Source organism: Spirillospora sp. NPDC047418 (genome assembly GCF_040643275.1).
Lineage (GTDB): Bacteria > Actinomycetota > Actinomycetes > Streptosporangiales > Streptosporangiaceae > Spirillospora.
Genome location: NZ_JBEYTW010000021.1, coordinates 68,476 through 94,732, shown reverse-complemented (window position 1 = coordinate 94,732; position 26,257 = coordinate 68,476). Strand labels below are relative to the sequence as shown.

Sequence of the window (26,257 nt, the reverse complement as noted above, 5' to 3'; positions counted from 1 at the left end):
TCACCGGGCGATCCGTTCGGCGACGAACTCGGCGAGGTGGCCGGGGGTCATGGCGCCGACGTGGGCGCCCTCGCCCGCGAGCCGCCGCGCCATCGCGCGGTCGTAGTCGGGGTTCGCCTGCTCGTCGAGCGCGGCGAGCCCGAGCACCTGCGTCCCCTGCTGGACGAGCCTGCGGACCTCCCGGACGAGCCCGGCGCGATCCCCGCCCTCGTAGAAGTCGGTGACGACGGCGACGATCGCCCGGCGCGGGTTCTCCACCAGCCCGGCGCCGTAGCCGACGGCCCGCGCGATGTCGGTGCCGCCGCCGAGCTGGACCTTCATCAGCAGCTCGGCCGGGTCGGTGACGTCGGAGGTCAGGTCGACCACGGAGGTGTCGAACGCGACCAGGTGCGTCTTCAGGCCCGGCAGCCCCCACAGGCACGCGGCGGTGACGGCGGAGTGGATGACGGACCCGGCCATGGAACCGGACTGGTCGACGAGCAGGATCAGCTGCCACCGCTCGATGTGCCGCCGCGTCCGGGACACGAACCGGGGACGCTCGATGTAGAGGCGGCGCTCGTCCGGCCGGTAGTGCGCGAGGTTCGCGCGGATCGTCCCGTGGAAGTCGAAGTTGCGGGAGTTCCCGATGCGGCTCGGCCGCCGCGACCGGGTGCCGTGGAACGCCTGCCGGACCTCGGTGGCGAGCCGCTCGGTCAGCTGCCGGACGACGGCCGCCACGATCCGCCGGGCGAGCGCGAGGACCTCCGGGTTCATCAGGTGCTTGGTGCGCAGGACGGCGCGCAGCAGCGTCTCGTCGGGCTCGATCCGCTCCAGCACGGCCGGGTCGGTGACGATCTCGTGGATCTCGTAGCGTTCGACGGCGTCGCGTTCGAGCCGCTCGACCGTCTCCTTCGGGAAGAGCCGGTGCACCGCGTCGAGCCAGTCGACGGTGGTGAGCTGCGACGGCCCGTCGCCGCCGGTGCGGTCGCCCGCCGGCTCGGCCGTGCCGCCGCCGCGCCGCACGCCGCGCCTGCCGAGGTCGGGATCGCGCCCGTAGAGCCAGTCGAGGGCCGCGTCCCGCTCGGCGCCCTCCCCGGACGGCGCCCCGAGGCACGACTGCGCCGGCGCGCCGAGGACGAGCCGCCAGCGTTCCAGCTCGGGCGGGATCATGACTCCACTTCCTCTCCCTGCGGGGGGACTGCCCCCCGCTCTCCCCGCCCCGCTTCGCCCGATTCCAGGAAGGCGGCGGCGAGGGCCTGGTCGACGCGGGCCTCCAGGGCGCGGGCCTCGGCGATGAGCAGCGGCGCGCCCGGCGCGCGCAGCAGCGCGCGGGCGGAGCCGCGCGCCCCGTTCCCGTTCCCGCCGTGCCGCTCCAGCAGCCCCTCGGCGATCGTCTCGCGCTCGCGCGGCGGGAAGAACGCGAACGCCTGCCGCAGCGCGGGCAGCGCCACGAGGAAGTCGGCGTCGGTGAGGCCGCGGACCAGCTCGTCCAGGACGCCGAGGACGGGGGTGCCGGTGTCGAGGACCTCCTGCCGGGCCAGCGCGAACAGCCCGGCGAGCCAGTCGCCGAAGGTGCTCGCGCCGCCCGCGCCCCGCACCGCGCGGGCCGGGTCGGCGGTGTCGCCGAGCGCCCGCCCGAGCCCGAACGCGGCGCCGCGCAGGTCGGGCGGGACGTCGGTCCGGGCGGCGACGCGGCGGGCGACGCCGAGCGCCGCGTCCCGGTCCAGCCGCAGCGGCCCGGCGGCGTGCAGCAGCGCGTCGCGGGCCGCTGCGACGGCGCGCAGGCGGTCGAGGTCGGCGGGGGCGGGCCCGCCGCGCACCCCTTCGACGAGCCACAGGATCCGGGTGACGCACTCCCGCACGACCGTCCCGAACAGCGGGCTGCCGGCCGTCCCGAGGACGCGGTCGTGCCGCCACAGCCCGAGGACGGCGTCGAGCGCGGCGCCGAGCGCGGCGAGGTCGGACGAGCCCGCGATCCCGGCGGCGATCGCCGCGGCGATCCGGTCGGACCGGTCCGCGCAGCCGCACAGCGCCGCGTCGAACAGCACGTCCGCGAGCCGCCGCAGGTCGGTGCCGGCGCCGTGCATCCGCTCGTCCAGGACGGCGGCCGCCGCGTCCGCCGGCGTCGGCCCGTGCGCGCCGGCCTCGATGAGCGCGGAGCGGCGGAGCCCGGCGGGGTCGGCGGTATCCAGCACCCAGCGCTCCTCCAGCACCGGGTCGGCGCCGGACGCCGGGCCCGACTCGCGCACGGCGCCGGGGATCCGCAGGACGCGCAGCCGGTGCAGCGCGCGGCTGCGCTCCAGGCCGCGCGGCGTCGCCAGGTGGAGGAGGACCGGCCCGTCCCGGTCGAGGCCGAGGCGTTCGAGTTCGGCCGCCACGTCGTGGACGAGCGGCGGCGCGGGCGTGTCGCGGTGCAGGCGCCCGACGCGGTCGCCGCTCAGCGCGGCGACCATCTCCACGACGGCCGGGTGGGCGCCGTGCGCGAGCGTCCCCCGGGACGTCCACGGCAGCCGCTGGTCGAGGTCGTCGTGCACCAGCGCGGAGACCAGGCCGTCCAGCAGGTCGGTGCGGGCGGGCGCGCGGTGGCCGCGCAGCCGGGTGAGGCCCTCGGTGAGGGTGCGGGCGGCGATCAGGTCGGCGGTCGACACGACCTGCCCGCGCTCGCGCAGCCGCGCGACGACGGTCTCGATGAGCGCGCCGGCCGCCGCGTCCGGTCCGTCCTCCCAGAGCCGCTGGTAGTACTCGGGGGACGGCATGCCCGACTGGTAGCCGGTGAACGCGTCAAGGCGCCGGAACGAGTACGGGACGAGGAAGCCGCCGCCCGTCGCCCCTGCGGGCGGCCGCGGTACGCCGGGCCACTCCGTGCCGCCCGCCGCCGCGAGCGCTTCGAGGGCGGGCTTGTGGAATCCGCCGGTCACCACGACGACGGGGCGGCCGCCGGCGTCGGCCTCGGCCGCCCGGATCCACTCGGCCATGTAGGACTCGCGGGCCGTGTCGTCCTCCCCGGCCTCCGCCTCGCCCCGCAGCAGCGCGAAGTAGGCGTCGAGCCGCTCCGCCGCGCCGTCCGGGTCGATCTCGAAGAGGTGGTCCCACAGGACGTCGGTGTCGTCGACGGCGAACTCGCGGCACAGCCGCCCGGCGACCTCGGCGTAGCGGCGCTCGGCGTCGGCGTACCGGTTGCCGCGGCCCGCGGACGCGGGATGCCAGGCGGGCAGGTCGATGAACCTCAGTTCGGCGCCGGCCGCGCGGCCCTCGTTGAGCGCGACCCATTCCGGCGAGTAGCCGCAGAACGGCGACCAGGAGGCGTGCACCCGGTCGGCGTCCCGGTAGTAGCTGAAGATCGCGACGGGCGGGGTGTGGCCGAGGAGCAGCTCGTCCATCCGGGCGCCGAAGTCCGCGGGCCCCTCCACCAGGACGTAGGCGGGCCGCAGCCGCGCGATCGTGTCCCGGACGAGCCGCGCGCACGCGGGGCTGTGGTGCCGGACCCCGACGAACGTGACCGCCATCAGCCGGGCAGCAGGTGCCGGGCGGCGTGCAGCGCCCGCCACTGCTCGCCGTCGCGCCGCGCCGCCTGCTGCTCCAGGTAGCGGCGCAGCCGGGCGAGGTCGTCGGGGCTGTCCTTGGCGGCGGTCCCGGCGAGGCACTCGACGATGTCGGCGGCGCCGCCCGGCTCGCCGCGCAGGAACCAGCCCCGCACGCCGACCTGGTGCGCGACCGACACCGCCTCGGCCGTGCTCATCACCGCCGACAGCCGGTCCATCGCCCGGCCGTCCTCGGTGGCCGCGCCGCGCAGCTCCCGGAACGCGGTGACCAGCACTTCCAGGACGTCGCGGCGCGGCGGGGCCTGCACGCCGCTGTGCTCCAGCAGCCGCCGCGCCTCCTGCTCGACCAGGTCGAGCTCGGTGCCGAAGTCGGCGATCGGGAACACGGTCTCGAAGTTGAACCGCCGCTTGAGCGCCGCGCTCATCTCGTTGACGCCCCGGTCGCGGGTGTTCGCGGTCGCGATGACGTTGAACCCGTCCCGCGCGAACACCATCGACTCCGCCCCCGCCAGTTCGGGGACGGCGAGGACGCGGTCGGACAGCGGGGAGAGCAGCGAGTCCTGCACCTCCAGCGGGCAGCGGGTGATCTCCTCGAACCGGACGACCCGGCCCTCGGCCATCCCGGTGAGCAGCGGCGCCGGCACCAGCGAGCGGGTGGACGGCCCCTCCGCGACCAGCAGCGCGTAGTTCCACGAGTACTTGATCTGGTCCTCGGTGGTGGCGGCGCCGCCCTGGATCGTCAGCGTGGACGTCCCGCTCACGGCCGCCGCGATCAGCTCCGACAGCAGCGACTTCGCCGTGCCCGGCTCCCCGACGAGCATCAGCCCGCGGCTCGTGGCGAGGGTGACCAGCGCCCGGTCGATGAGCGCGGTGTCGCCGACGAACTTGCGCGTCACGCCGAGGGCCTCGTCGCCGACGACGAACCGGCGCGCCGCCGTGAGGCTCAGCGCCCAGCCCGGCGGGCGCGGCCCGGAGTCGTCCTCGCGGAGCCGCCGGAGTTCCTCGGCGAACCGGACCTCGGCTGGGGGCCGCTGGTGGCCGGTGGTGTCGTCGCTCATGTTTCCTTTTCGGGGGCTGGGGCGGGGGCTGGGGGGACCAGTTTGGCAAGGGCCTCGGACAGCGCGACCGGCGACAGGTCCGCGAACCGCGGGACGACGCCGCCGGGGCGGTGGTCTGCGGGCGCCGCGTCGATCCGCACCTCCCGCAGCGTCTCACGGCCGCCGGGGCCGGGACCGGGGCCCGCGAACGCGATGACGAGCCGGCGGGCCGGGGCGATCTCCCGCCACAGCGTGCGCGGGTCCTCGCCCGGGGCCCAGCCGCGCCAGGCCAGCCGGTCGACCACGTCGGGCGGCAGTTCCGCGCCCGCGAGCCGGTCCAGCCCGCCGGCGTCGCGCTCCTGCCCGGTGAGGGCGTAGAAGGGGCGGCCGAGCTGCGGGAACGGCTGCAGGATCTCGTAGTCGGCGAACAGCTCCGACCACGCCTCCAGCGTCGCGCCCATCGTCGCCGGATGCGCGACACCGACCCGGACGCCGTCGCCGTCGCCGTCGCCGTCGCCGGGCAGGACGAACACGCCGTCGTCCACGTCGGCGAAGGTCCCGTCCTCGGCGATCCGGAAGAAGGCCCGCTCGCCGCCGTTCTCGGCGGTCCACACGAGGCACCGCGCGAGGTGCCCGACGATCGGGTGCCGGACGGCGTAGTCGCGGAACTCGGCGGGCGACCAGCGGCGCTCCGCCACCATGGCGCGCTCCAGGCGGTCGCGTTCCACGGTCGCGGTGCGGCGGGCCTCGCCCTTCATGCGCCCGGCGGGGTCGAGGCCGCCGTCGGGGACGATCCGGTCGGCGAGGCGCTCGACGTCCAGGCCCCGCCGCTCGGCGGCCTTCGCGAACGTGAACGCGGCCTCGGTGCGCAGCCACGCGTGCTTCGCGTCCCGCGCGGTCCGGTACAGGGCGGCGAGCGCGGTGCGGGAGCCGAGGGCGGCGAGGACGTCCAGTCCCCTGCGGGCCTTCGCGTGCCCGCGCTCCCCCGGCCATGCGCGGACCAGCTGGACCAGCCGGCGGACGGTCTCGTCGTCGCCGGTCCGGGCGAGCTGCGCGAACGCCCATTCGTCCCTGGCGGGGGCGCCGTGGGAGAGCCAGCGGTCGAAGAGCGTCCAGCCGAACTCCGCGAGCGAACGCTCGTCGCACGCGTCCCGCATCGCCGGGACGTCGTGCGGATGGCGCAGGGCCAGCAGTTCGACCAGGCGCGGCACCGCCTCCGCCGGCAGCGTCCGCTCCCGCCCGCGCAGCAGCACCGGCGGGAGCAGCACCGGGTCGGCCCAGTCGCCGATCTCCGGTCGCTTGGCGAGCCCCGTCCGCACCGGATGCGCCGCCAGTACCGCGCGCAGCTCGTCCGCGACCTCGGGGGCGGCGGACGCGACGGTCTCCAGGCCGTGCCGGTCCGCGAGGTGGCGCAGCGCGGTCTCGGCGGCCCGCCGCGGCCTGACCGGCCGGCCGAGCGCGGCCGGGACGAGGCAGGGCACCGCGGCCACGCCGTGCCAGTCGAGCCAGGTCCGGGCGAGGGCGGCGCTCTCCTGCCGCCGCATCAGCAGGTCGCACATCAGCGCCGCCACAGCGACGTCCCGGTAGGGCAGCACGACCGCGGCGCGCGGGACGGGACGGTCCGCCGCCATCCGCAGCGCGTCCGGGAGCACGTCCAGCCCGTGGCGCGCGACCAGGACGCGCATCCGCTCCTCGCCGTCCACCGGCCCGGTGCCGGTGCCGGTGCCGAGCCATCGGTCGCGCTCGCCGTCCGGCCAGGCGACCCGGCTCGTCGCGAACCGCTCCAGCCCCGTCACGACCGGCCGCACCGGGGGCCGCTCCCAGGGGAGGCCGGTGAGGAACGCCGGCACCGCGGTTCCGCCGGGGGCCGGGAGGGGCGGGACGTCCGCGTCGAAGCGGTGATCTTCCACGGTGACCAACCGTAGAGGAGCGGGCGGGACAGATCCCTGGGATCCCGGACATGACCGACACGACGTGACGGCGCGGCGGCGCGGCGGCGCCGGCGATCAGCCGGGCGTCCGGGACGGCGTCCGCCGGGGGTTCATGCTCTCGGCAGGGTGAGGATCTCGGGGCCGTCGGGGGTGATGGCTATCGTGTGCTCGCTGTGGGCCGTCCGGCAGCCCGTCGCGCTGCGGAGCGTCCAGCCGTCGGCGTCGGTGACGAGTTCGTCGGTGTCGGCCATGATCCAGGGCTCCAGTGCCAGCAGGAGGCCGGGGCGCAGCTTGTACCCGCGGCCGGGCCTGCCGGTGTTCGACACGTGCGGGTCCTGGTGCATCGTCGATCCCACGCCGTGACCGCCGAACTCGGTGTTGATCGGGTACCCCGCCTCGCTCAGGACCGAGCCGATGGCGTGGGAGATGTCGCCGATGCGGGAGCCCGGCCCGGCGGCGGCGATCCCGGCCCGCAGGGCGCGTTCGGTCGCGCTGATCATCGCGAGGCTCTCGGCGGGCCGCGCGTCGCCCACGACGAAGCTGATGGCGGAGTCCGCGACGATGCCGCCCTTGGAGACGGCGAGGTCCAGGGAGAGCAGGTCGCCGTCGGCGAGGGTGTAGTCGTAGGGGCGCCCGTGGAGCACCGCGTCGTTGACCGACGTGCAGATGTAGTGCCCGAACGGGCCGCGCCCGAAGGACGGCGCGTAGTCGACGTAGCAGGACTCCGCTCCGGCTTCGACGATCATGGCCTTGGTCCACTCGTCGATGTCCCGGAGGTTGGTGCCGACCCCGGTGCGGCTCTTGAGGTTCCGCAGGATGCCGGCGACCAGTGCGCCCGCGTCCCTCGCCCGGGGCAGGTCGGTGGCGCTCAGGATCTCGATCATGTACTGCCTTCCACGGTGACCAATAACTATCCCGGCCATAGTATCCCGGTATTAGAATAGGCGGCATGGTCAGGTTGCCGCTCACTCCCGCGGAGGTCGAACGCGGGCAGCGCCTCGGTGCCGTGCTGCGCCGCGCCAGGGGGGAACGCCCGATGCTCGATACCGCGCTGGACGCCGGCGTCTCGCCGGAGACCCTCCGGAAGATCGAGTCCGGTCGCGTCGCCACCCCGGCCTTCCCGACGATCGCGGCGATCGCCGGGGTCCTGGGTCTCTCGCTCGACGCGGTGTGGGCCGAGATCAACCACGCCGAGCGCGGCGCCGTCCCGGGCGACGCGGGTACGCGGGTGGCCTCGTAGGAGTCGTACTGGGAGGCGCGGATGGAGACCGGGGACGGGACGCTGGCGGTGGGGGCCGGACGGCCGCGGGCGGAGAACCACACCCCCGGGCTGCCGGGGCCGGTGTTCGCGGCGCATTACCATTTGGCCGGCGAGGCGAGCGGCCCTTTCACCTATGGGCGCGACACCAATCCGACGTGGACGCTGCTCGAGCGGGCGATCGGGGAACTGGAGGGCGGCGCCGAGGTCGTTTCGTTCTCCTCCGGAATGGCGGCGGTCGCGGCCGTGCTGCTGTCGCAGGTGAAGGCCGGCGACGTGGTCGTCCTGCCCGATGACTGCTACCAGGTGACCCGGTCCCTGACGGGGCGGCTGGAATCGTACGGGGCGGTGGTGCGGATGGCGCCCACCGCCGGGGACGCGCAGATCGGATCGGTGGACGGGGCCCGGCTGGTGTGGGTCGAGTCGCCGTCCAATCCGGGGCTGGACGTGTGCGATATCGCGCGGGTCGCCGAGGCCGCGCACGCGGCGGGGGCACTGGTGGCGGTCGACAATACGCTGGCCACGCCGCTCGGGCAGCGGCCGCTGGATCTGGGCGCCGATTTCTCGGTCGCGAGCGACACCAAGGCGCTGACCGGGCACGGGGATCTGCTGCTCGGGCATGTCGCGACACGCGATCCCGCACTGGCGGACGGAATCAGGGTGTGGCGCAAGACCGTGGGCGCCATTCCCGGGCCGATGGAGGCATGGCTGGCCCACCGGTCGCTGGCCACGCTGCAATTGCGGCTGGACCGGCAGGCCGCCAATGCACTGGCGCTCGCGGAGGCGCTGAGGGGGCGGGTCTCGGGGCTCCGGTATCCCGGGCTGCCGGACGATCCGGGGCATGAGGCCGCGGCCCGGCAGATGCGCCGGTTCGGGTGCGTCGTCTCCTTCACGCTGCCCGGCGAAGACGCCGCCGAGACATTTCTCGGGTCGTTGCGGCTCGTCATGCAGGCCACCAGTTTCGGCAGCGTGCACAGTTCGGCGGAACGGCGCGGCCGGTGGGGCGGAGACGCCGTCGAACCCGGGTTCATCCGTTTCTCCGTCGGTATCGAGGACACCGCCGATCTCGTCGCCGACGTTCTCCAGGCGCTGGAGAAAATCCCGTGAACCGCCGGGGCGCGCCGTTGTAGCGTGGCCCGCCATGAGCGACGCGCGGGCACTTCTGGAAAGCGGCGACATCGCCGGGCTGATCCGGCATCTGCGGTTCAACGCCGAAGGCATGGAACTGCGCGAGGTGGCGCGGCTCATGGAGGGCGCGGCCGGGCTGTCCGGATTCGACGACATGCGCGAGGCGGCCGCGGCGCTGGTGCGGGAGCAGGAGCCGCAGCAGCTCTACGACTTCGGTTACGCGTGCGTCGAGCGCGGGATCGCGTTCCTGGCGATCCCGGCGCTGCGGCGCGCGGTGGAGCTGATGCCGGACGAGCCCGTACTGGTCATGGAGCTCGTCTCCGCGCTGGAGCGGGAGAACCGGCACGCCGAGACGGTCGCGGTGCTGGAGCCGCGGGTGGATTCGCTCGACCCGTGGCCCGCGCGCTACCTGCTCGCCTACAACGCGCTGCTGTCCGGAGACCTGGAGAGGGCCGAGCGGGAGTCCGCGCGGCTGCCCGTGCCGGACGACGGCGACTGGCTGCCGGCCCATGAGCGGCTCGCCCGGATGACGGCGCGGGCGCGAGCGGCCCGCGGCGTCGGCCCGCTCGATTCGACGGATCTGCGCGGCTGGCATTTCGTGCTCGGCGGCAGTTTCCTCGCCACCATTTCGCCGTACGGTTTCGGCGATGGGATGACGGGCCGGTTCGCCTACATGTCCGACAGTTTCGCCGCCTGCCGGCGGAGCCTGGACCGGCTGCGGCTCGTCCTGGACGCGGCGGGCCGGCGGCCGGCGTCCGTCGGGCTGCTGCCGGACCGGTCGAGCCGGATCCTCGGGCTGGCGGCGGCGCGGCTGCTCGGGCTGCCCGCCGAGCCGTTCGCGCCGGGCCGCCCCGATGCGCTCGTCGTCGCCTACGACCTGAACGAGACGCAGGTCGAGGGGCTGCGGGAGCGGGCCGAGGGGCAGGTGCTGTTCGAGCACGCGTCCTGCTGGACCGGCCCGCCGGTCGTGGGCGCGGACGTCACCGGGTTCCTGCACCAGGTGGCGGTGCCGCCGTGGGGCGAGCGGCTGCGCGTCACGGCCGACCGCGAGACCGAGAAGGTGCCGCCGGACGAGCGTCCCGCGGAACTGCTGGCCGAGGAGATCGTCGAGGCGGAGCCGGAGACGTTCGAGGAGGACGGCGCGCCGCCGGACCCGGACGGCGCCCTCGCGGGATTCGCCGGCGCCCTCCGCGGCCACTGGCTCACCGGGCCGAGGGACGCGGTGCGCTCCCCCGGCCCGGTGCCGAGCAGCCGCTTCGCCTAGCCCGTCAGGGACGTCAGGTCGGCGAGGAGTTCGGAGACGAAGACCGGGTCGAGGTCGGCGAAGCCGTCCTCGACGACGCGGGACGGCGCGTAGTCGCCCGCCGACTTCCCGATCCAGACGTGCTCGATCCTCTGCTCGGGGTTGAGGTCGGTGTAGCCGACGGCGATGCCGGGCCGCAGGTCGAGCACCACGACCGCGTTCGGGGCGAGCGTCCAGGACATCCAGTGCTCGATGCCGTTGTCCTGCGGCGCGCCCCGGCTCCAGGCGGACCGGGTGAGCCCGAGGAGCCTGCCGGTCGGGACGGTCAGGCCCTCGAACCGGGCGAGCCGGCCGTCCGCGCCCTCCCCGTCGGCGAGGGCGTGGACGGGCCGCCCGAGCTGCGGGAACGGCTGCAGGATCTCGTAGTCGCCGAACACCTCCGACCACGCGTCCAGGGTCGCGCCCAGCTCCACCGGGTGCGCGATCCGGACCTCCGCCGACTCCGGCAGCTCCACCGCGTCGTCGGTCAGGTCGGCGAGCGTCAGGTCCTCGGCGACGCGGAAGGCCCGGTCGCCGCTCAGCCAGACCAGGCGCCGCGCGAGATGGCGCACCAGCGGATGGCCGACGACGTACTCGCCGAACTCGGCGGCCGTCCACTCCCGGCCCATGACCATGGCCGACTCCAGCCGGGCGACCTGGACGGACGCCACGGCCCGCAGCTCCTTCTTCAGCTCCGCGAACCGCTGGTAGGCGGCGGGCGCCAGGCCGGGGTCGTCCTTGGCGCCGGGCTTGGGCAGCGTCTTGCGGGCCGTGCCCTTCTCGTCGGCGACGGTGGGCTTGAGCTGCTCGTCGAACCCGACGGTGAACCGGCGCGGCCCGTAGTCGAGGGTGAGGGCGCCGCCCTCGTCCAGGCCGAAGGCCGGGACGAGGCGGTCGGCGAGCTGGTCGGGCGTCAGGCCGCGCCGCTTCGCGGCGAACGCCAGCCTGCGCTGCGCCTCCGCCTTCAGCCCCTTGTACTTCGCCGTCCGCGCGATGGCGTCGAGCTGGGTGAGGGCGGTGTCGCCGCCGATCTGGACGAGGACGCCGAGCCCGTGGACCGCGCGGCCGTGCCCGCCGGACTGGCCGGGCCACTTCTTGATGTGCGGGGTGAGGCGGCGGGCGGTCGCCTCGTCGCCGAACCGTCCGAGCATGGACAGCACGAACCCGCTGCGGCCGGGGAACCCGGCCGCCTCCCACGCCTCGAACAGCGCCCAGCAGAACGCGGTGAGCGACTCCGCCTCGCACACTTCGGCGGCCCCGTCCAGGACCGGGGCGACGTCGATGCCCCGGCTGTCCGGCACCGTCATGGCGAGCAGGACCGTGCGGATCGCCTCGGCCGGCAGTTCCCCGCCGCCCGTCAGCGCGGGGGCGGGCAGCGCGCCCAGGTCCAGCCAGCCGGGCAGGGGCGGCGGCTTGTACGGGGGCTGGGCGCGCGCGGCGGCGGGCGGTGCGGCGGCCAGCAGCGCGGCGACCGCGGCGGCGGCCTCGTCCCCGTGGACGCGGGCGGCCCCGGCGACGTCGCCCTTGACGGCCCGCAGCGCCTTGACCGCGTTGCGGCGGGGGCCGACGCGCTTGCCGAGCGCATCCGGCACCAGGTAGGGGACGGCGTCCAGGCCGTGCCGGTCGAACCAGCCGGCGGCGAGGCGCTGCGCCGACTTGAGCCGGTACAGCCAGTCCGCCACCAGGCGGACGACGTCGGCGGACAGGAACGGCATCAGCACCGGGCCCGTCCCGTACGGGTTCTGCTTGGCGAGCCGGAGCGACAGGTCCCAGGCGTCGGTCTCGAACCGCGCGACGATCGGCCGGAGCGAGTGGCCGAAGTCCCACGTGACCTTCGGCTGCCAGCCGGCCAGCAGCGGGCGGGCGAGGTGCTCGGGGGCCCCGGCGAGGAAGGCGGCCCGGGTGGGCTCGTAGCTCATCCGGCCGTCCCGGAACTGCTCGGCGGCCTCCTCCCACTCGCCGTCCCGCCAGGACTTGTACGGGCGGGTCGCCGCCCACTCCTCGCGTTCGCCCGGCGCCCAGCGGATCGCGCGGCCGTCCGGCGCCTCCAGGCCGGGCAGGACGGTCGGCGCGCCGCCGGACGGTTCCGGGGCGGGCTCGCGCACCCACGGCGGGGTCAGCAGTGCCTTCGGCAGTTCCATGTCGTTCCTTTTCAGGGGGTCAGCGTCGACAGGTCGGCGAGGACCTCGGAGGCGGTCACGGGGTCGAGGTCGGCGAACGTGCCCGTGGGGGCGGACCTGCCGACCCAGAACTGGTCGGGGCGGGCGGCCAGGCCCACCGTCTCCAGCGTCTGGTCGGGCAGGACGTCGGGGGCGCCGACGGCGATGCCCGGGTCGAGTTCGATGACGAGGTTCCGGCCGCCGGGCAGCGGCCGCGAGATCCAGCACTCCACGCCGGCGTCCTGCGGCTCGCCGCGCCGCCAGCCGCGCGACGTCAGCCCGAGGACCTTCCCGACCGGGAGCGTCACGCCCTCGAAGCGGGCCAGCCGCCCGGACGCCGCCTCCGCCTCGGTCAGCCGGTGGACGGGGCGCCCGAGCTGCGGGAACGGCTGCAGGATCTCGTAGTCGGCGAACACGCCCGCCCAGGCGTCGAGCGCGCCGTCCAGGTCGATGGGGTGCGCGATGCCCACGGCCGCAGAGTCGGCGACGGTGAGCACGTCGTCGTCCGCGTCGGCGTAGGTGCCGTCCTCGGCGACGCGGAACGCGGTCGTCTTGCCGCCGTCCCCCTCCCCCTCGCAGGCGAGCCACACCAGCCGCCGGACGATGTGCCGGACGAGCGGGTGCCCGGCCAGCAGCTCCTCGAACTCCCGTACCGGCCAGCGGCGCCGCATGACCATGCACGCCTCCAGGCGGCGGATCTGGTCGGCGGCGGCGGTCCGCACGTCCTTCTTGAGGGTGGAGAACGCCTTGTAGGCGGCGGGCGCGAGGTCAAGGTCGTCCTTGGCGCCCGGCTTGGGGAGGGCCTTGCGGCGCTTGCCGTCCTCGTCGGTCACGTACGGCTTGAGCTGCTCGTCGAACCCGACGGTGAAGCGGCGCGGGCCGTAGTCGAGGGTCATGCTCCCGTCCGCGTCCAGGCCGAAATCGGGGACGAGCCGGTCGGCGAGCTGGTCGGCGGTCAGCTCCAGCTCGGCGGCGACCTCCTCGATCTTCTCCTGCGCCTTGCCCTTCAGCCCCTTGAACTTCACGCGCTGCGCGATGCCGTGCAGGTGCATGAGGGCGACGTCGGTGCCGATGGCGGCGAGGACGTCCAGGCCGGAGACCGCCTTGGCGTGCCCGCCCTCGCCCGGCCACGCCCGGATCAGCGGGGTGAGGCCGCGGACGGTCCCGTCGTCGCCGGTCAGCCCCAGCTGCGCCAGCGCCCACCCGTCCCTGGACGCCGCCCCCTGCGCCTCCCATGCGCGGAACAGCGCCCAGCCGAATCCGGCGAGCGACTCGGGGTCGCACAGCTCGCGGACGGCGTCCACCCCCGCGTACTCCGCGCCGGGCTTGGACATCGCGAGCATCGTCACCACGTGCTGCGCGGCGGCGGCCGGGAGCGCGTGCGCGCGGCCGCGGAGGAGGAGCTGCGGGAGCAGGCGCGCGTCGGCCCAGCCCCCGGTGGCCGGGACCTTCGCGGGCAGGACGTCGAGCGGGTCGGCGTGGACGACGGCCTCGATCGCCCCGGCCGCCCCGTCTCCGTGAACCCGGGCCGCTTCGATGACCGCCTCGGCGCCGTCCTGCGCGGCGATGACGCGCAGCGCGCCCTCGGCGGCCCGGCGCGCGTTGCCGGCCTTGCCGAGCGCGTCCGGCAGCAGCGCCGGGACGGCCGCGAGACCGTGCCGGCCGAACCAGGTGCGCGCCGTCTTCCCGGCCTGCTTGAGCCGGGCGAGCCAGTCGGCCATCAGCCGCGCGACGTCATCGCTCAGGTAGGGCAGGAGGAGGCGGCCGTAGTTCGCGGGGCCCAGCCGCGCCAGGCGGACGGCGCCGTCCAGCATGTCCAGCTCGAACCGGGCCGCGAGGACGGGGCCCGCCTCCTCCATCATCCACGCGTGGGACGGTTTCCAGTCGGCGAGCAGCGGGCGCACCAGCTCCTCGGGCGCCTCCACGAGGAACGCGATCTCCTGGAAGGCGGGCAGCTCCCCCTTCCGGAACTTCGCGGCCTGGACGTTCCAGTCCAGGCGCTCCGCCCAGCGCCAGCGGTGGTGCAGGTCGGCCCGCCAGGCGTCGCGCTCCCCCGGCTTCCAGGCGATCGAGCGCGTGCCGGGCGACGGCACGTCCTTGATGACGACGGGCTTGGCCTTCGTCCGGGGACGGGTCCACGGCGGGGCGGTGAGCAGCGGCGGCAGCGCCTCGGGCGGCGCCTCCGGTACCCGGGCGCCGGGGTCGCGGAGTCCCTCGATCGCCGCCCGGGACTCCTCCGGCAGCTCCGGCAGCATCTCCCCCAGCAGATCGGGGTGGGTGAGGACGTGCTGCCGCAGGACCGGCTCCACCCCCGGAGCGGCGGACGACGCGGCCAGCAGCCGCATCGCGCGCGCGGGGAAGGACCCGGCGGCGGCCAGCATCACGGGTGGGACGTGGCGGTCGCCGAGCCGGTCGATCAGGGCCTGGAACGCCCCGTCGCCGGGCAGTGCGGCGAGGACGCCCAGGATGGTCCGCTTGGCGTCGGTCCCGAGGTACTCGCCGTCCAGGGCGCCGGTCAGCAGCGGCACCGCGCCGGCGGGTCCGATGCCGTCGACGAGGGTCGCGAGGGTGCTCAGAGCTCGGTCGCGGTAGCCGAGCGGGAGGCGGTCGGCGTCGACCTGGTGCGGGGCGCCGAGCGAGCAGAACAGCATCCAGCGCGGGTCGGAGTGGACGGGCAGGGCCTCGATCGCGGGGTCCGCGCACAGCTCGTCGGTCCAGTCCAGCCGGGTCGGCACCAGGTAGGAGACGATCAGCCGCTGCACGGGCGTCCGCCGGCGGGCCGCCAGCCGCTCGACCGCCTCGGTGTACACGTCGTCGCCGGCGGCGGCCAGCAGCGCGCGCAGATGCCGGGCCGTCCGCTCCTTCGTCCACCAGCCGCCGGTGTAGTCGGACGCCACGAAGTCGCGGACGCCGGTCCACGTCCGCTGGAGCCCCGCCTGCCAGTAGTCGAGCGTGAAGGCCGCCAGCTCCGCGTAGGCGCAGGCGGCGAACGGCAGGCCGTGCTCGGCGGCCCAGGCGTCCGGGATCGTGGCCTTGCCGCCGAGCTCGGCCGACCCGCCCTCGGAGAGCGCGACCTCGGCGGCCACCGCGGCACCGAGCGGGTCGGGCTCGCCGGCCAGGTAGGCGCGGGCGTGCCCGGCCAGCGCGGGCACCGTGCCGGGCAGGGCCAGGACGTCCTCGACAGGGCCTCGCGCCGCGTCCAGCAGCGCCCGCAACGTCCGGAGCGCGGCGCCGTCGGTGCGTACCGCCGGTCGCCCCGGCCGGTCGCGGCGCGGATGGACCAGCTGCCGCCACGCGTCCGGCATCTCCCAGGTGTCCTCGTCGGCCGTCCCCGGCCCCCTCGTGCTCATGGCGCCACACGTTATGGGAGATCACCGACAAAGCGATCAGGAATGCTCGCGCATGTCCGCCTCGACGGCCTCGGCGGCCTTGCGGGCGGCGATCAGCACCGGATCCCAGACGGGCGCGAACGGGGGCGCGTAGCCGAGGTCGAGTCCGGTCATCTCCTCGACCGTCATCCGGTTCCACAGCGCGATGGCGAGTCCGTCGATCCGCTTGGCGGCGTTCTCCTCGCCGACGATCTGGCCGCCGAGCAGCCGCCCCGACCGGCGCTCGGCGATCAGCTTCGTCCGCATCACGGTGGCGCCCGGGTGGTAGCCGGCGCGGGTGGTCGACTCGACGACCACGCTCAGCGCCGCGAACCCGGCCGCCGCGGCCTCCCGCTCGCTCAGCCCGGTCCGCGCGACCTCGACGTGGCAGATCTTCGACACCGCGGTGCCGAGGACGCCGGGGAAGGTGGCGTAGCCGCCGCCGAGGTTGATGCCGGCGACCCGGCCCTGCTTGTTGGCGTGCGTGCCGAGCGCGATCGCGACCGGGCCGCCCGACACGAGGTGGCGGTTCTCGACGCAGTCGCCGGCCGCCCACACCCGCTCCGACCGGGTCCGCATCCGCCGGTCGGTGACGATGCCGCCGGTCGGGCCGGTCTCGACCCCCGCCTCCCGGGCCAGCCGCGAGGCGGGCTTCACGCCGAGGCCGAGGACGACCAGGTCCGCCGGCAGCGTCCGGGACCCGGTGCGGACGGCGGTGACGTGCCCGTCCGGCCCGGTGTCGAAGCCCTCCACCGGCTCCCCCAGGTACAGGTGCACGCCGAGGTCGCGCATCGCGTCCGCGACGATCGCGCCCATGTCCGGGTCGAGGGTCCGCATCGGCTGGTCGGAGGCGTCCACCAGGGACACCTCCAGGCCGCGCATCACCATCGCCTCGGCCATCTCCAACCCGATGTAGCCGCCGCCGACGACGACGGCGCGGCGCGGCGACCGGTCCTCTAGCGCGCGGACGATCGCCACCCCGTCGTCCAGGACCTGCACGCCGTGGATGCCCGCGGCGTCGGCCCCCGGCAGCCGCGGCCGGGCGGGGACGGCGCCGGTCGCGATCATGAGGTCGTCGTAGGGTTCCCAGCGCTCGCCGCCGGCGGCGTCCCGGACCCGCACCCGGCCGCGGCCGGTGTCGATCTCCACGGCCTCGGTGCGCAGCCGCAGCTCGATGCCGCGCTCGGCGAACTCGGCGGGGGTGCGGGCGATGAGCTTGTCCAGCTCGTCGACGACGCCGCCGACGAAGTACGGGATGCCGCACGCCGAGTAGGACGCGTAGTGCCCGCGCTCGACGGCGACGATCTCCAGCTCGTCCGGGCCGCGCCGCCTGCGGGCCTGGGACGCGGCGCTCATCCCGGCGGCGTCGGCTCCGATGACGAGCAGGCGTTCGCGTGCGGCCATTCCGGTTCCTCCCAAAATCGTCTCCTCACCGACCATAGACGCGGCGGGCGTTGCCGGACGCGATCATGCCGGCGACGCGCTCGGCGTCCCGGGGCGTCCAGGCGCCGTCCGCCACCCCGCCGGCGAGGAACCCGGCGAGCCCGCGCCGGAACAGCAGGGCGCCCAGGTAGTACAGCTCGGCGAGCCCGAACGCGTCCGAGGAGTGGAGCACCTTCCCGAACGGCGCCAGCTCCAGCAGCTCGGCGATCAGCGCGGGCGCCCGGTGCCCGAGGTTGTGGGTCGCGAGCCCCACGTCGGCGTAGACGTTCGGGAGCACCTGCGCGAGGTAGCCGGCGTGCCGGTGGAACGGGTAGTTGTGCAGCAGCAGCGCCGGGGCCGGGTCCATCGCGCGCAGCAGTTCGGCCAGCAGCAGCGGGTCGCCGCGGCGCAGGTCGGCGTCCACGTCCCCGTACCCGACGTGGAACTGGACGGGCAGCCCCGCGTCGACCGCGCACCAGACCAGGAACCGGTGCAGGATCTCGTCGCGGACCCGCGGCCCGGTCCCGCCCGCCTCGGCCGCGAGCATCAGCCGCCCGGCCGCCCCGCCCACCTCCGCGTCGGTCGGCCGCGGCCCGGACAGCTCCAGCCCGGCCCGGTACGCGGCGATCGACTTGGCGCCGGCGACGCCGCCCGCGGCCCTGCGGGCGTCGAGCCGGGAGCGCACCTCGTCCGCGAACGCCGCGGCCGCGACGCCGCCGGCCGCGACCTCCTCCGCGACGGTCTCCAGCCGGACGATCTCGCGGGCGCCGGCACCGGCGAGCCGCCCCAGCTCGGCCGGGCCGAGCAGCGCCTCCGGGGTGTGGCCGGTGTCGACGTACAGGGCCTCCAGCCCCGCCGCCGCGAGGAAGCGCCGGTTGACCTCGGGCGCGCCCAGCTCGGCGCGGCGCGCCAGGTAGGCGTCCGGCTCCGCGTGCGCGTCCAGATCCAGGACGGGCGGGCACCAGCGCCGCAGCGCGAACCCCACCTGCGTGTCGAACATGCTCACGCCCGGCGGGCCGGTCGTCGCCGCCTCGGTGAGCGACTCCTCGAACGCCGTCCGGTCGAGATCGCGGCCGAGGACGCCGTGGCAGTGGTGATCGACGAGCGGCAGCGACTCCAGGTACTCCAGCACGGCGCCCGCCTTCCTGGGCTCGGCCTCCCCGCAACAGGCCGGTGTTCTCCCTACGATGCCTGTACGGGCCGTGCCCGCGTCCGCCGCCGCCACTCCGACCGGGAGCCAGCACCGTGGAACAGACCCCTCGCAACGTGCTCAGCGGGCCCGGCCTCGACGCGTACGCGCTGGACGGGCGCGAACGGGCCCGGCTCGGCGGGCGGGGCGCCGAGACGGCCCGGCGGCTGGCCGGGCTGGGCATCGTGGCGGTCGCGCTGACCTGGGTGGACGTCAGCGGCATCACCCGCACCAAGACGGTCCCGGTGGAGCGGCTGGAGCACGCCGCCGCGTGGGGCGTCGGGATGTCCCCGGTGTTCGACGTGTTCCTGCTGGACGATTCGATCGTGTCGGGGCGGTACATCGGCGGCCCGATCGGCGATCTGCGGCTCCATCCCGTCCTGGAGCGGCTCGTGCCGATGGCGGCGCTGCCCGGCTGGGCGCACGCGCCCGCGCTCCGCTACGCGCAGGACGGCGCCCCGCACCCGCTGGACGCGCGGGCCCTGCTGCGCCGCGAGACCGACCGGCTCTCCGCGCTGGGCTGGTCGGTGCGGGGGGCGTTCGAGATCGAATGGGCGGTGTCGAAGGGCGGTGAGGACGGCTTCAGCCCCGCCTCCACGGGCCCCGCCTACGGGATGACGCGGGTCACCGAGCTGGCCGGATACCTGCGGGACGTCCTGAAGGCGCTGAAGGAGACCGGCGTCACGGTCGTCCAGCTCCACCCCGAGTACGCGGCCGGGCAGTACGAGGTGTCGGTGGCGGCCGAGGACCCGCTCGGCGCGGCCGACACCGCCGTCGTCGTCCGGGAGACGGTCCGGGCGGTCACGATCGAGCACGGCATGGCCGCGTCCTTCTCCCCCAAGGTCGAGGCCGGCGCGGTCGGCAACGGCGCCCACGTCCACCTCAGCCTGTGGCGGGAGAGCGCGGCGGACGGCGCGGCGAACGCGATGGCGGGCGGCTCGGGCCCGTACGGGATGACGGCGGCCGGGGAGTCGTTCGCCGCCGGGATCCTGCACCATCTGCCCGCGCTGCTGGCGGTCGGCGCGCCGGCGGTGGCGAGCTACCTCCGGCTGGTCGCCTCGCACTGGGCGGGCGCGTACGCGTGCTGGGGGCTGGAGAACCGGGAGGCGGCGCTGCGGTTCGTCACCGGCGCCGAGGGCGAGCGGGCGACGGCGGCGAACCTGGAGGTCAAGTGCCTGGACGGCGCCGCCAACCCGTACCTGCTGCTGGCGGCGCTCCTCGCGGCCGGGCGGGACGGGCTCGGCGCCGACCTGCGGCTGCCCGAGCCGGTCGACGTCGACCCGGCGAGCCTGTCCGAGGCCGAGCGCGCGGCCCGGGGCGTCGCGCCGCTCCCGGCGTCGCTGGCGGAGTCGGTCGCGGCGTTCGAGGCCGACACCGTCCTGCGGGACGCGCTCGGCGAGGCGGTCGCCGACACCGTCGCCACCGTGCGGCGCGGGGAGATCGACCTGCTGGACGGCGCGACACCGGAGCAGGTCGCGGCCGCCACCCGCTGGCGCCACTGAGGACCGGGGGAACGGGCGATGCGGGTCACGGGCTACCGGAGCCACGGGGTGTCGGCGGCGGTGGCGCTGGTCAACGCCGCGACCAGCGCCGGCGGGGACGACTCGCCCGGCGCGCTGCGCCGCATCCTGCGCGAGAACGACTTCTTCTGGCGCGAGTTCGAGGACGCCGACGCCGCGGACCTGCGGCGCTGGGGCCGCGTCCTGCGGCCGTTCTTCGAGGCCGGCCGGCTCCAGGACGCGACGGCGCTGCTGAACCGGCTGATGCTGGAGATCCCCCTGCACCCGCACCTGTCCGACCACGAGCCGCACGGCCTGCACATGCACTACGCGCCGCCGTCGTCCCGGCTCCCGGACCGGTTCCGCGCGACCACGCTGATGCACCTCGCCGAGCTGGTCGTCGAGCACGGGCTCGGCCGGACCGGCGTCTGCGCGGCCGACGGCTGCGACCGGGTGTACGCCGACACGTCCCGGGCGGGGCGGCGCCGGTTCTGCTCGGAGGCGTGCGCGAACCGGACGAACGTCGCCGCGTTCCGCGCCCGCCACCGGACGTGATCTGCCCCGCATTCACGGGCTTTGCCGCAATATTGCCGGTGCCGGGGAAGGACTCCCGGCATGCCACGCCCGTTCTTTCGCCCCGGGGCCGGCCGGGGCGGCCGCGCCGGACGCTCGCCGCTGCAGGTGGCGACGGAGGTGCAGTCCACGGCCTACCGCATCGCCCGGCTGACGCTCACCGCCGTGCTGGCGTTCGTGCTGGCCGACACGGTGCTGCCGCCGGACACGCCGGAGCCGCTGCTGTCGCCGCTGACCGCGCTGCTGGTCGTGCAGTTCTCCGTCGTCGGGACGATCAGGGCGAGCATCCTGCGGGTCCTCTCGGTCACCTCGGGCGTGCTGGTCGCGGTGATGGCGGCGTCCACCATCGGGTTCTCCTGGTGGGCGCTCGGCATCACGATCTGCGCCGCGCTCGTCATCGGGCACGTGCTGCGGCTCGGCGAGCACGTGCTGGAGGCGCCGATCTCCGCGATGCTGATCTTCGCGCTGGGCACCTCCAGCGGGGCGGGCGCGGCCGAGCGGGTGCTGGAGACGCTGATCGGCGCGGGCACCGGCCTGGCGGCGACGCTGCTGGTCCCGTCGGTGCGGGTGCGGCCGGCGGAGGACGCCGTCCAGGACGTCGCCGAGAGGCTGCGGGCGCTGATCGAGGGCATCGCGGAGGGCCTGCGCGGCGACCGCACGCAGGGCGAGGCGGCCCGCTGGCAGGAGGAGGCGGAGCGGCTCGCCCGCGAACTGAGCCGCACCGACCAGGACCTCGGCGCCGCCGAGGAGAGCGTCAAGCTGAACCCGCGGGCGCGGCGCCTCGTCGACGCCGGCGTCGCGCTCCGCAACGCGATGGAGACGATGGAGCACTCCATGCTGTCGCTGCGGGGCCTGACCCGGTCCCTCGCCGACGACGAGGGGTTCGGCGAGCGGGGCCGGCTGCTCACCGACCCGACGCTGCGCGCCCGGCTCGCCGACGCGCTCTCGGGGATCGCCGCGAGCATCGCCGCCTACGGCCGGCTCGCCCGCTCCGACCTGGCCCGCGACGCCCGCCCGTTCCTCGCCGAGAACGATCTGGAGGTGCGGGTGGACGTGGCCCGCGAGCGCCGCGCCCGGCTGCGCCGCGACCTGCACGGGCGGGCCGCGGCCGGGGACCTGTGGCCGCTGTACGGCGAGGTGTCCATGGACATCGACCGGCTCATCGAGAACCTGCGGGTCGAGCACCGGGCCCGCGCCCGCGAGCACTGGCGGCGGCACCGCGGCGCGACCCGGCACCTGCCCGCGCGGCCGGTCCAGGTCGTCCAGCAGGCCGGGCAGCAGCTCCGCCGGGCCGCCGGTTCCGCCGCCCAGGCGGCCGAGCGCACCGCCCGCCCCCCGCGCGACCCCCGCGACCGCCGCCGTCCGCGCGACCCCGGCCACCCCCGCGACCCCGACGATCACCCGTGACAGGGGCAGAGGCCCGCCCCCGGGGGGAGGGGGACGGGCCTCTGCGCGCGTGGTGGTCAGCGGAAGGTCGGCTCCAGGACGTCGACGCCGCGCGTGTTGTCGGCCACGTAGACGTACTTCCCGTGCCAGTAGGGCTGCCAGGACGCGGCGTCCGCCGGCCGGTAGTAGGCGACCTGCCTGGGGTTCGTGGGATCCCGAACGTCCAGGAACCGGGTTCCCTGGGAGTAGAACGACTGGACGATCACTCCGTCGCGGACGTCGAAGTAGTGGGCGGAGCAGTCGGTGCTGGTGGGGTCGCTGCCCTCCTTACCGGCGACGCCCCACGTCCCGACCGTGTGCAGGCGGAACTTGTTCTCCGGTGTGGAGCGCCAGCCCTCGCCCTTGTAGGAGCCCTTCAGCGACGCGATGACGAGCAGCCCGTCGTTGGCGCAGCCGTCGTTGAACGTCTCCTCGGTGACGTACAGGAGTTCGCCGTTGCCCCACCTGCGCGGGTCGGCGGCTTGGTTCCTCGTCCGCCCGACCGCCCGGTAGCTGTTGTGCATGAAGGTGGAGTTGGTGGTGGCCTCGTCCAGGCCGCCGCCCGCGTACGGGACGGGATCGACCGCCGTGGCCCTGCGCCACTTCTTCTCCACCGGGTCGTAGTGGCGGCCGGTCGTGTAGTACCCGCGGACGCCGCCGCGCCCGGACGCCCACGCGACCCCGTTCGAGTCGACCTGGATGTCGTGGGTGTAGTCGGTCTTGCCGTCGTTGCGCCCGGTGTCGATCGGGTCCTTGTGGACCTTCGGCTTGGCCGGGTTGCGGACGTCGGTCACCCAGACCGGCCGCCCGCCCCAGTCCTCGGGCATCCAGTCGGCCTTGGCGGGTCCGCCCGTCCACAGGTACCTGCAGTCGTTGACGCAGGTCGTGGTGTGCCCGGCCGGGACCTTCACGTAGGTGATCTGGCGCAGGCTCTCCGGCTTGGACGCGTCCACGACGTAGATGCCGGACTCGCCGGTGCGGGTGTTGCCGCCGAACGCGCGCGGGTCCCGGGACAGGTAGATGATCTTGCGCTTGGGATCGAAGTCGGTGTCCTCGGTCTCCCACATGCCGGGCATGTTCAGCTGCCCGACCAGCTTGGGGACCTTGGGGTCGGCGGTGATGTCGTAGGCCTTCAGCCCGAAGTCGCCGGTCGCGTACATGATCGTCCGCTTGTGCCGGCCGTGCCCGTAGTCCAGGAACATCAGCGAGATGGCGCCCTTGGCATCGGGCACGCCGCCGACGCGCCGCACGCCCTTGACCGCCTCGGACTTCGCGGACGCCGCGTCCGCCCGGTGGTAGTGCCCGGCGTGGCCGCCGGTGCCCTCGGCCGCGGACGCCGCGGCCTGCTTCGGCTGGGTGTTCTCGGGTTCGGGCGGGCAGGCCCAGGCGGAGCCGGCCAGCAGCGCGACCGACGCCGCGGCCGCCACGCCGCCCTGGACCAGGCGCCCGGCGGGGATGGATGTGCGAGGGAGCATCGCGCCTCCATGGAAGAAGATCTTCGCAAGCGCCAGTGTGACCGCGCCCACAGGCTTGATCAACAGGCGGCTTGGTCACGAAATGGATTCAGCACCGTAAGGGCTGGTGGGACCTGTCGTCCTGATCTACGCTCACCGGCGTCGGCCGCCCCCTGCTCCCGGGAGAGGCATGAAGAGCTCCACCCGCACCGCCGCCCTGATCACCGGGGCCGTGGTGGTCCTGCTCGCGCCGGTCGCGGCCCTGCGGGCGTGGAGCGAGCCGGCCGATCCGCGGATCTCGGTCGGCGCCGCGGCGCCGGCGACGCTGCTGCCCGGGGACGTCCGGGATCCGGCCGGGCGGATGATCGCGAACGCGGTGTGGACGGGGCTCGTCGCCTACGACCCGGCGACCGGGGTCCCGTCGAACGCCGCCGCCGCGTCGGTGTCGAGCCCCGATCGGCGGGTGTGGACGGTCCGGTTGCGTCCGGGCGGGACGTTCCAGGACGGTTCGCCGGTCACGGCCCGCTCGTTCACCGGTGCCTGGACGGCCGTGCTGCGCGAGGGCTGGGCCGGGACGCGGCTGTTCACCGAGGTCGCCCACGTCAAGGGCGCGCAGCGGGGTGCGGAGGAGGTGTCCGGCCTCAAGGTCAAGGACGACCTGACGTTCGAGGTGACGCTCGACCGGCCGCTGAGCGGGTTCCCGGCCCTGCTCGGCGACCCGGCGTTCTTCCCGCTGCCCGAGAGCGTCCTGGCGTCGCGGGGCTGGGCGGCCTACGGGCGGAGGCCGGTGGGCAACGGGCCGTTCCTGGTGGCGTCGCGGAGCGCGCGGGAGATCGTCCTGCGGCGCCGGTCGGGTGAGGGGCGTTCCGTGGTCGTCAAGGCGATACCGGACGCGAAGGCGCAGTACAACGCCGCCTCGGCCGGTGACCTGGACGTCGCCACCCGGGTGCCGCCGGACCGGCACGAGTCGATGGAGGCCGACTTCGGCGACCGGCACCTCGCCGTACCCGGACGTGACGTGACGTACCTGGCGTTCCCAGCCCGGGCGGAGCAGCTGGCGTCCCCGACGATCCGGTCGGCGCTGTCGATGGCGATCGACCGGTCGGCGGTGACCGAGGGGGCGCTCGGGTACCAGTACTCCCCCGCCGACGCACTCGTCGCGCCCGGCATCCGCCCGGGCCACCGGGAAGGGCAGTGCCGGCTGTGCGTACACGACTCGAAGGCCGCCGTCGCCGCGCTGGCCGACGCGGGCGGGCTGACCGGGCCGCTGAACGTCTGGTACGAGGCGAACCGCGGTGACGATGCGTGGGTGAAGGCGGTCGCCGATCAGCTCCGCAAGGAACTGAAACTCGACGCACGTCCCCATCCCGTCGCCGACCTGGGCAAGGCTCTGGACAATGGCGAGGTGGACGGCCCGTTCGCCGTCCACACCACGGCCGCCTACCCGGCACCCGTCGCCGCGCTCACCCCGCTGCTGGAGGCCGGAACCGGGTTCGACGACTACACCACCGGCCTCGTCGCCGAGGCCGAGCGCGCCGCCGACCCCGACGACGGTGTGATCCCCGCGCGCCTCGCCGAGAGCGCGATGCTGCGCGACATGCCCGCGATGCCGCTGTGGTCCGCCCACGATCACCTGGTCTGGTCGGAGCGGGTGCGCGGCGTCACCGCCGGGGCCTTCGCCGGCCTCCGCCTCGACCGCCTGACCGTCAAGAAGTAGAGGGCCGGGACGGCGCCGAGGAGCGCCAGAGCCGCGGCGGTCAGGAGCATCGCGCCCGCCCCGTCCAGGCTGTAGGGGACGCCCAGCACCGCGACGCCCACCGCGATCCCCAGTTGCTTGGCCGTGTTCGTGATCCCGGCGGCGACGCCGGCGCGCTCGGGCGGGGCCGACTCCAGGGCGACCTGGCTGGAGACCAGGTTGCCGATCGCTCCGAGGCCGCCGACCGCGAAGCCCGGCACCATCGCGGGCCACGACCCCGTCCGGTAGGTGGCGGCGAGCAGCAGCGTGGACAGTACGGTCAGCAGCGGCCCGGCGGCCACGAGCGCGGCCGGCGGGAAGCGGTGCGCGACCCGCGCGAGGATCAGCGGCGCGGCCAGCGCCGGAGCGCTGTAGGTGAGGAACCACAGACCGGCCACCGCGGGCGGCGTGCCCATCGGGCCCTGGACGTAGAGCGAGAAGTAGGCGAGGGACCCGGCGCCCGCCGCGTGCGCGAAGAGCGCGGCGGAGGCGTTCGCGGCGTACAGGCGGTCCCGCAGCAGCGCCAGGTCGATCATCGGCTCGGGGACCCGGTGCCGGACGAGGACGGCGAGCGACACCGCGCCCGCGGCGGCCGGGAGCAGGGCGCCCGGCGCCGTCCAGCCCAGCCGCGGAACCTCGATCAGCGCCCACAGCAGCCCGCCGAGCCCGGCCGACAGCAGCCCGGCCGCCGCCGGATCGAGCGGGCGGGGCCGCGCGTCCCGCGACTCGGGCACCGTCGCCGCGGCGACGGCGAGCGCGGCGACGCCGATCGGCACGTTCAGGAAGAAGATCGCGCGCCAGCCGAACAGCCCGGTCAGCGCGCCGCCGACCAGCGGGCCGGTCGCGATGGCGGCGCCGGACGCGGCGGCGTACACGCCGAGCGCCCGGTTGCGGGCGCGTCCCGCCGGATAGGCCGCCGCGAGCAGCGGTGACGCCGTCCCGTACAGGACGGCCGCGCCGCACCCCTGCACGGCGCGGAACACGTCCAGGACGGCGGCCGAGCGCGAGCCCGCAGGCGAGCGGCACCGAGGCGAGCTCAGAGGGCCCGAGCAGAATGCGGCGACTCCCCAACCCGGCGGCCAGCGCACCAGCCGTCACGCGGTAAGCCCGGCGAATACCATGCTGTTGCCCGGGGAGGCCGCTCTCCAGGGGCGAGCAAACGCGAACGAGCCTGTCACGCCCATGCGACCAGCTCAGCCGTCGCCGCAACCACGGGTCAACCTCCATGCGTGCGATCGCGTGCGAAGCCAGGTTCGAGCCTGCGAGAACCTGATCG

The 26,257-nt window shown here is 75.4% G+C and carries 18 protein-coding genes; 7 read left to right on the top strand and 11 right to left on the bottom strand.

All coding sequences use genetic code 11. From position 1 onward, the window contains the following. The 5 genes from ABZ806_RS16170 to map form a co-directional block, all read right to left on the bottom strand. On the bottom strand, positions 1–1,149 hold the full coding sequence (locus ABZ806_RS16170; protein WP_500218071.1) for a VWA domain-containing protein: 1,149 nt from the start codon (positions 1,147–1,149) through the stop codon (positions 1–3). Beyond that, positions 1,146–3,485, bottom strand: coding sequence for a DUF5682 family protein (locus ABZ806_RS16165; protein WP_500218070.1), 2,340 nt, complete (start codon positions 3,483–3,485; stop codon positions 1,146–1,148). The genes ABZ806_RS16170 and ABZ806_RS16165 overlap by 4 nt, the downstream gene beginning before the upstream one ends. Then, on the bottom strand, positions 3,485–4,579 hold the full coding sequence (locus tag ABZ806_RS16160) for an AAA family ATPase (RefSeq protein WP_500218069.1): 1,095 nt from the start codon (positions 4,577–4,579) through the stop codon (positions 3,485–3,487). The genes ABZ806_RS16165 and ABZ806_RS16160 overlap by 1 nt, the downstream gene beginning before the upstream one ends. After that, positions 4,576–6,468 carry a DUF4132 domain-containing protein gene (locus tag ABZ806_RS16155; protein ID WP_500218068.1) on the bottom strand — a complete coding sequence of 631 codons (1,893 nt, stop codon included), beginning with the start codon at positions 6,466–6,468 and terminating at the stop codon, positions 4,576–4,578. The genes ABZ806_RS16160 and ABZ806_RS16155 overlap by 4 nt, the downstream gene beginning before the upstream one ends. Positions 6,469–6,599: 131 nt before the next feature. Beyond that, positions 6,600–7,373, bottom strand: a complete 774-nt coding sequence (map, locus tag ABZ806_RS16150) for a type I methionyl aminopeptidase (RefSeq protein ID WP_500218067.1) — start codon at positions 7,371–7,373, stop codon at positions 6,600–6,602. Between the two features lie 65 nt (positions 7,374–7,438). On the opposite strand from map, the gene ABZ806_RS16145 reads away from it, so the two are divergent. The 3 genes from ABZ806_RS16145 to ABZ806_RS16135 are packed head-to-tail and all read left to right on the top strand — an operon-like array spanning position 7,439 to position 10,139. Beyond that, on the top strand, positions 7,439–7,729 hold the full coding sequence (locus ABZ806_RS16145) for a helix-turn-helix transcriptional regulator (RefSeq protein ID WP_500218066.1): 291 nt from the start codon (positions 7,439–7,441) through the stop codon (positions 7,727–7,729). 21 nt (positions 7,730–7,750) lie between these two features. Continuing rightward, complete coding sequence (locus ABZ806_RS16140; RefSeq protein WP_500218065.1) at positions 7,751–8,854, top strand: cystathionine gamma-lyase; 1,104 nt, start codon at positions 7,751–7,753, stop codon at positions 8,852–8,854. A gap of 34 nt (positions 8,855–8,888) precedes the next feature. After that, positions 8,889–10,139, top strand: coding sequence for a hypothetical protein (locus tag ABZ806_RS16135; protein WP_500218064.1), 1,251 nt, complete (start codon positions 8,889–8,891; stop codon positions 10,137–10,139). On the opposite strand, the gene ABZ806_RS16130 is transcribed toward ABZ806_RS16135, so the two are convergent. The 4 genes from ABZ806_RS16130 to ABZ806_RS16115 are packed head-to-tail and all read right to left on the bottom strand — an operon-like array spanning position 10,136 to position 18,238. After that, the gene (locus ABZ806_RS16130) at positions 10,136–12,298 is read right to left on the bottom strand and encodes a DUF4132 domain-containing protein (protein ID WP_500218063.1); all 2,163 of its coding nucleotides are present in this window, start codon (positions 12,296–12,298) and stop codon (positions 10,136–10,138) included. The genes ABZ806_RS16135 and ABZ806_RS16130 overlap by 4 nt on opposite strands. Before the next feature lie 11 nt (positions 12,299–12,309). Then, positions 12,310–15,666, bottom strand: coding sequence for a DUF4132 domain-containing protein (locus tag ABZ806_RS16125; RefSeq protein ID WP_500218062.1), 3,357 nt, complete (start codon positions 15,664–15,666; stop codon positions 12,310–12,312). Positions 15,667–15,702: 36 nt separating this feature from the next. Next, positions 15,703–17,088, bottom strand: coding sequence for an FAD-dependent oxidoreductase (locus ABZ806_RS16120; protein ID WP_500218061.1), 1,386 nt, complete (start codon positions 17,086–17,088; stop codon positions 15,703–15,705). A 25-nt stretch (positions 17,089–17,113) separates the two neighbouring features. After that, positions 17,114–18,238, bottom strand: coding sequence for an amidohydrolase family protein (locus ABZ806_RS16115; protein ID WP_500218060.1), 1,125 nt, complete (start codon positions 18,236–18,238; stop codon positions 17,114–17,116). A gap of 113 nt (positions 18,239–18,351) precedes the next feature. Between ABZ806_RS16115 and ABZ806_RS16110 the strand changes: the two genes are divergently transcribed. From ABZ806_RS16110 to ABZ806_RS16100, 3 genes are read left to right on the top strand one after another with little or no spacing between them, the layout of a single operon-like run. Beyond that, a complete protein-coding gene (locus ABZ806_RS16110) occupies positions 18,352–19,797 on the top strand; it encodes a type I glutamate--ammonia ligase (protein ID WP_500218059.1) in 1,446 nt (481 codons plus the stop codon). Between the two features lie 18 nt (positions 19,798–19,815). Continuing rightward, the gene (locus tag ABZ806_RS16105) at positions 19,816–20,349 is read left to right on the top strand and encodes a CGNR zinc finger domain-containing protein (protein ID WP_500218058.1); all 534 of its coding nucleotides are present in this window, start codon (positions 19,816–19,818) and stop codon (positions 20,347–20,349) included. Between the two features lie 60 nt (positions 20,350–20,409). Then, positions 20,410–21,774, top strand: coding sequence for an FUSC family protein (locus tag ABZ806_RS16100; protein ID WP_500218057.1), 1,365 nt, complete (start codon positions 20,410–20,412; stop codon positions 21,772–21,774). A gap of 56 nt (positions 21,775–21,830) precedes the next feature. Here the strand turns inward: ABZ806_RS16100 and ABZ806_RS16095 are convergent, their stop codons facing one another. Next, a complete protein-coding gene (locus ABZ806_RS16095; protein WP_500218056.1) occupies positions 21,831–23,267 on the bottom strand; it encodes an LVIVD repeat-containing protein in 1,437 nt (478 codons plus the stop codon). Between the two features lie 169 nt (positions 23,268–23,436). On the opposite strand from ABZ806_RS16095, the gene ABZ806_RS16090 reads away from it, so the two are divergent. After that, positions 23,437–24,963, top strand: coding sequence for a peptide ABC transporter substrate-binding protein (locus tag ABZ806_RS16090; RefSeq protein ID WP_500218055.1), 1,527 nt, complete (start codon positions 23,437–23,439; stop codon positions 24,961–24,963). Here ABZ806_RS16090 and ABZ806_RS16085 read toward each other — a convergent pair. Beyond that, on the bottom strand, positions 24,876–26,069 hold the full coding sequence (locus tag ABZ806_RS16085; protein ID WP_500218054.1) for an MFS transporter: 1,194 nt from the start codon (positions 26,067–26,069) through the stop codon (positions 24,876–24,878). The genes ABZ806_RS16090 and ABZ806_RS16085 overlap by 88 nt on opposite strands. Positions 26,070–26,257 lie beyond the last annotated feature (188 nt).

What these genes read in the sequence shown, in the direction of transcription:
- map (WP_500218067.1), bottom strand. Translation starts at nt 7,373, where the DNA reads ATGATCGAGATCCTGAGCGCCACCGACCTGCCCCGGGCGAGGGACGCG.
- ABZ806_RS16105 (WP_500218058.1), top strand. Translation starts at nt 19,816, where the DNA reads ATGCGGGTCACGGGCTACCGGAGCCACGGGGTGTCGGCGGCGGTGGCG.
- ABZ806_RS16130 (WP_500218063.1), bottom strand. Translation starts at nt 12,298, where the DNA reads ATGGAACTGCCGAAGGCACTGCTGACCCCGCCGTGGGTGCGCGAGCCC.
- ABZ806_RS16165 (WP_500218070.1), bottom strand. Translation starts at nt 3,485, where the DNA reads ATGGCGGTCACGTTCGTCGGGGTCCGGCACCACAGCCCCGCGTGCGCG.
- ABZ806_RS16145 (WP_500218066.1), top strand. Translation starts at nt 7,439, where the DNA reads ATGGTCAGGTTGCCGCTCACTCCCGCGGAGGTCGAACGCGGGCAGCGC.
- ABZ806_RS16100 (WP_500218057.1), top strand. Translation starts at nt 20,410, where the DNA reads ATGCCACGCCCGTTCTTTCGCCCCGGGGCCGGCCGGGGCGGCCGCGCC.
- ABZ806_RS16140 (WP_500218065.1), top strand. Translation starts at nt 7,751, where the DNA reads ATGGAGACCGGGGACGGGACGCTGGCGGTGGGGGCCGGACGGCCGCGG.
- ABZ806_RS16160 (WP_500218069.1), bottom strand. Translation starts at nt 4,579, where the DNA reads ATGAGCGACGACACCACCGGCCACCAGCGGCCCCCAGCCGAGGTCCGG.
- ABZ806_RS16090 (WP_500218055.1), top strand. Translation starts at nt 23,437, where the DNA reads ATGAAGAGCTCCACCCGCACCGCCGCCCTGATCACCGGGGCCGTGGTG.
- ABZ806_RS16170 (WP_500218071.1), bottom strand. Translation starts at nt 1,149, where the DNA reads ATGATCCCGCCCGAGCTGGAACGCTGGCGGCTCGTCCTCGGCGCGCCG.
- ABZ806_RS16125 (WP_500218062.1), bottom strand. Translation starts at nt 15,666, where the DNA reads ATGAGCACGAGGGGGCCGGGGACGGCCGACGAGGACACCTGGGAGATG.
- ABZ806_RS16135 (WP_500218064.1), top strand. Translation starts at nt 8,889, where the DNA reads ATGAGCGACGCGCGGGCACTTCTGGAAAGCGGCGACATCGCCGGGCTG.
- ABZ806_RS16120 (WP_500218061.1), bottom strand. Translation starts at nt 17,088, where the DNA reads ATGGCCGCACGCGAACGCCTGCTCGTCATCGGAGCCGACGCCGCCGGG.
- ABZ806_RS16095 (WP_500218056.1), bottom strand. Translation starts at nt 23,267, where the DNA reads ATGCTCCCTCGCACATCCATCCCCGCCGGGCGCCTGGTCCAGGGCGGC.